Annotated in this window: 3 protein-coding genes and 1 pseudogene; all 4 read right to left on the bottom strand. The window is 67.2% G+C overall.

Annotation, left to right across the window (positions count from 1 at the left end):
• Nucleotides 1-362: cupredoxin domain-containing protein (locus tag ACIPIA_RS10335; RefSeq protein ID WP_400509175.1), on the bottom strand; the 362-nt coding region annotated here is incomplete at its 3' end.
• 144 nt (nt 363-506) lie between these two features.
• Nucleotides 507-1,328 (bottom strand): annotated as a pseudogene (gene efeU / locus ACIPIA_RS10330) (iron uptake transporter permease EfeU); the annotation flags it as partial.
• Nucleotides 1,329-1,600: 272 nt separating this feature from the next.
• Nucleotides 1,601-2,983 carry an aldehyde dehydrogenase family protein gene (locus tag ACIPIA_RS10325; RefSeq protein ID WP_400509173.1) on the bottom strand — a complete coding sequence of 461 codons (1,383 nt, stop codon included), beginning with the start codon at nt 2,981-2,983 and terminating at the stop codon, nt 1,601-1,603.
• A 167-nt stretch (nt 2,984-3,150) separates the two neighbouring features.
• Nucleotides 3,151-4,806, bottom strand: coding sequence for an acetolactate synthase large subunit (locus ACIPIA_RS10320; protein WP_400509171.1), 1,656 nt, complete (start codon nt 4,804-4,806; stop codon nt 3,151-3,153).
• Nucleotides 4,807-4,874 lie beyond the last annotated feature (68 nt).

Raw genomic sequence — 4,874 nt, 5'->3', positions numbered from 1 at the left:
TCGATTGCGGCTGCAAGCGCGGTCGTGCGCTCGCTCAGGGCGGCGCGGTACTCGGCGGCCGGGCCGATCATGTCCATCAGGGTCGGGGCCGGGCGCGGCTGCGTCGCGGCGGCCTGCACGATCAGACGGCCGCGCGGAGCGCCGAGCAGCCCGCAGGTGATCGCGTATTCGCCGGGATGGAGCTGCGTCGTCAGACGACGGGACTGGCCGGGCGCGATGTTCTCGCGCTCCTCCAGCACCATGACCCCGTCGAGGATCTCCCATTCCAGCACGCGTTCGCCGCGGTTGGTGACGACGAAGCTTGCCTTGCCGGCCGGGATCGTCAGCGTCGCGGGCTCGCATGTCCGATCGGTGATCGCCACCGCGATCTCGCCTTTCGCCGGCTCTGCAGCGCGCCGGTTGCCGGCGGCATAGACGAAGGCGCCGATACCGCCGCAGACGAGCAGCAGCGTCGCGATGCCGGCGAGCCTGAGCGGCGGCGAACGCCGCCTCGCCGGCCGAGGCGTCGGCGGCGCGGCCGCCTGCTCCTGTCTGCCCCCGGCGAGGAACAGCGCGAGCGTGGGAATCAGGAAGGCGACATAGGCGACGATCTCGCCGAGCGTAGCCCGCTCCTGATAGCCGAAGAAGCCGGAGAGGAGCGCTCCGAGCGCGCTGTCGGCAGGCAGAACCGTGCCGAGGTCGTAGACATTCTGCTGGAGATGGTTCCAGAGCCCGGCTTCGTGCAGGGAGCGCACGGCGTTCGCGACGAGCCCGGCGGCGACGAACAGGATCAGGATGCCGGTCCAGCGGAAGAAGACCCGCAGGTTGAGCTTCACGCCGAGCGCATAGATGACGTATCCGGCCGCCGCCGCGATGAGGATGCCGAACCCGGCACCGAGCGCCGGGGCCCAGCCGCTACTCTGCTGGAAGATGGCGAGCAGGAAGAAGACGGATTCGAGTCCCTCGCGCACGACCGCCAGGAAGGCGAGGCCGACGAGCGCAACCCCCTGATGCTCGCCTGCGAGGGCGGCGTCGACCCCGGCCTGCAGCTCGCCCTTGATCGAGCGCGCCGCCTTGCGCATCCAGAACACCATCGAGGTCAGCATCGCCGCGGCGATGAGGCCGATGACGGCCTCGAACAGCTCCTGCCCGCGCTGGGGCAGTTCACCGAGGATGATGTCGAGCGCCGCACCGGCCGCAAGGCTGACCGCGCAGGCCAGGCCGACACCGACCCAGAGCGCCGGAAGCCATGCGCGCCGCCCGGTCCTGACCAGATAGCTCGCGACGATGCCGACGATCAGCGCGGCCTCGATGCCTTCGCGAAGCATGATGAGAAACGGTACGATCACGGCGAGCCCGGCCCGGTTGCGCGTCGCGAACAGCTATTCGCGGCGCAGACAGCCAGTGCCTAGGCAGCTGTCGCGCAGCGGTCAATCGAATCCTGTCAGTTTGGAATTGTCGTAAACTATATAGTCTGCGTCGGATACTTGCGAAATCATGGTTCGATCGCGCATTTCCGTGATGCTTGCCCTCGCGGCGAGCATCCACGTCTTGAACACCGCGCTGCATGACCAGGCGTGGATGGTCGGGACGAGCCCGACCATCACGGAATGGCCTCCGTTCAGCGTCGCTTCAGCAGGATCATCTTCTCCTGCGTCATGTCGTGCATGGTGTAGGGGATGCCGCCGGTGCCGTAGCCCGAGACGCGCCGACCGGCGAAGGGCATCCAGTCGGTGCGGAAGGTCGTGGGATCGTTGACCATCACGGCCGAGGCGTCGAGCCGGTTCGCCGCCCGCATCGCCACGTCGATGTCCTGCGCGAAGATGCTGGCCTGGAAGGCGACGGGCAGCGAGTTCGCGCGGGCGATCGCGTCGTCGAGCTTGCTGTAGCGGTAGATCGCGACGACCGGACCGAAGACCTCCTCGCTCGAGATGCGGGCCGCCGGATCGGGGTCGATCAGCACGGTCGGCTCCAGTGTCGTCTCCGACAGGCGCTTGCCGCCCGTGGCAAGCCGTGCCCCGCCCTTCACCGCCTCGTCGATCCACGAGGCGATGCGATCGGCTTCCTTCGGGATGATCAGGGGCCCGACTTCGGTGTCCTTCAGCGTGGGATCGCCGGTGCGCAGCTTCTTCACCCGCGCGACCAGCCGCTCGGTGAAATCGTTGATGATGGCGTCATGGACATAGATCCGCTGCGTCGACACGCAGACCTGACCGGCATGGTAGTAGCCGCCCTTCACGATCGGCTCGATGATCCCGTCGAGATCGGCGCTCCGGTCTACGATCGCCGGCGCCACGCCGCCATGCTCCAGCGCCGAGCGGGCGCCATGGGCGAGCTTCGAGTGCAGGTACCAGCCGACCTTGGCCGAGCCGATGAAGCTCAGGAAGGCGATGCGCGGATCCGTGGCGAGCTTCTCCGCCAGGGCCGTCTCGGTGGGAATGAAGGTCTGGCACCAGGCCTCAGGCAGCCCGGCCTCGTGGACCAGCTTGACGAAGTCGATGCAGGAGAGTGGCGTCGTGCCGGCCGGCTTGACGATGACAGGGCAGCCGACCGCGATCGCCGGCGCGACCTGATGCACGATCAGGTTGAGCGGATGGTTGAAGGCCGAGATCGCCGCGACGATGCCGATCGGCTCCTTGGTGGTGAAGGCCCAGCGATCGGCAGCCGCGGCCGATAGCCCCATCGGGATCTCGCGCCCGGCGAAATTCCGCAGTTCGTCGGCGGCATTGTAGACGCCGTCGACCGCCCGGTTCGCCTCGACGATCGCGTCCGGCAGCGGCTTGCCGCCCTCGCGCGCGATCTGCATGGCGAAATGGTCCCGCTTCGCTTCGAGAAGGCCTGCGAGCTTGCGCAGGATCGCGATGCGCTGATGCGGTTTCAACCAGTTGTCGCGATCCCTGAAGACGTCCTGCGCGGCCTTGAGCTTGCGCTCGAGAGCCGCTTCGTCGTCGGTCTCGATCTCGGTGATCGGGGCGCGGTCATAGGCCTGAACAACCCTGAGCATGATCTTTCTCCTTTGGGCATCGACGCTTCCGAGCCCGCTCCTGAGAAGCCATTCCCTTGGAAATGGCGTCTCGAAGGATGTTTCAGGAGGCTCGGAGAGATCTGGAGCATCTTCGAGGCGCAAGCTGCGCTTGCTCCCCGGTGTGAGGGCTTCGGTGGCGGCGGCGGCTAAGCCAGATCGACGTCCGGCACCTTGTTGCGGAGCTCCTCGACGAGGACGCGGGTGTTCTCGGAATAGTCGATCGGACAGTCGACCAGATGGACGCCGCCGCCCTTGAACGCCGCCTCCAGCGTCGGCACCAGAGCCTCGGCCGAGGTGACGCGGGAGCCCTTCGCGCCGTAGGCCCTGGCATAGGCGACGAAATCGGGATTGCCGAAGGTCATGCCGTAATCGGGGAACTGGTCGACGGCCTGCTTCCAGCGGATCATGCCGTAGGCGCCGTCGTTGAGGACGAGAACGACGAGGTTGAGGCCGAGCCTCACCGCGGTCTCCATCTCCTGCGAGTTCATCATGAAGCCGCCATCGCCGCAGACGGCCATGACGCGCCGCTCGGGATGCAGCATCGCCGCCATCATCGCGGAGGGGAGGCCGGCGCCCATCGTCGCCAGCGCATTGTCGAGCAGCAGCGTGTTGGCGACATGGGTGCGGTAGTTCCGCGCGAACCAGATCTTGTACATGCCGTTGTCGAGGCAGACCATGCCGTCCTCCGGCATGACCGCGCGCACGTCATGGACGAGCCGCTGCGGCGTCACCGGGAAGCGGTCCTCCTCCGAGCGGGCATTGATCTTAGCCAGGATCTTCTGGCGCCGCTCCAGCATCTGGGTCTGTTCGGTCAATTTGCCTTCCAGCCGGTCGGCAAGCCCGGTCATCGCGACGCCGATATCGCCGATCACCTCGGCGTCGGGGTGATAGACCTGTTCGACATTGGCCGACTGGTAGCCGAGATGGACCACCTTCGGCCCGCCGGCATTGCGCATCAGGAAGGGCGGCTTCTCGATCGTGTCGTGGCCGACAGCGATGATCAGGTCTGCCGCAGCGACGGCCTCATGGACATAGTCGCCCTCAGAGAGCGCGGCGGTGCCGAGATAGAGGTTGGACCCGCCGGTGACGGCGCCCTTGCCCATCTGGGTGTTGAAGAAGGGCAGGCCGATGCGGCGCACCGCAGCCGAGAGGGGCTCGACCAGGCGCGGCCGGTTTCCGGCGGCGCCGATCATCACCAGCGGGCGCTTCGCGGCGAGGATCATCTCGGCCGCGCGATCGAGCGGCGCCGCAGGGGCGACCGGCCGGTCGAGCGGATGGACCGGGATCAGCGGGACGTCCTCGATCTCCTCGGCGGCGACGTCCTCCGGCAATTCGAGATGGACCGGGCCGGGCCGCTCCTCCATCGCGACGCGGAAGGCATCGCGCACCACCGACGGGATGCTGCCGGGGCTGACGATCTGGCGTGTCATTTTGGTCAGCGGGCGCATCGAGGCGACGACGTCGACGATCTGGAAGCGAGCCTGCTTGGCGGTCATGATCGCCTTCTGCCCGGTGATCAGGATCATCGGCATGGCGCCGAGATGGGCATAGGCCGCGCCGGTCGAGAAATTGAGCGCGCCGGGACCGAGGGTCGCGATGCAGACGCCGGGCTTGCCCGTGAGCCGCCCATGCGTCGCGGCCATGAACGCCGCCGCCTGCTCGTGCCGCGTCAGCACCAGTTCGATCTTCGATTTGCGCAGGGATTCGACGACGTCGAGATTTTCCTCGCCGGGAACGCCGAAGACGCGGTCGACGCCTTCGTTCTCGAGCGCTTCAACCAGAAGATCGGAACCCTTCTTCATCGTCCGTCGCCTTTCGCGGGAGCAGCCTCGCCTGAAGGGCAAAGCTAGGCCACCGACGTAGGAAGGCA

The organism is Allobosea sp. CER48 (assembly GCF_044752385.1).
In the GTDB taxonomy this organism is placed as follows: Bacteria; Pseudomonadota; Alphaproteobacteria; order Rhizobiales; family Beijerinckiaceae; genus Allobosea.
This window is presented reverse-complemented; position numbering and strand designations above follow the sequence as displayed.

What these genes read in the sequence shown, in the direction of transcription:
- ACIPIA_RS10325 (WP_400509173.1), bottom strand. Translation starts at nt 2,983, where the DNA reads ATGCTCAGGGTTGTTCAGGCCTATGACCGCGCCCCGATCACCGAGATC.
- ACIPIA_RS10320 (WP_400509171.1), bottom strand. Translation starts at nt 4,806, where the DNA reads ATGAAGAAGGGTTCCGATCTTCTGGTTGAAGCGCTCGAGAACGAAGGC.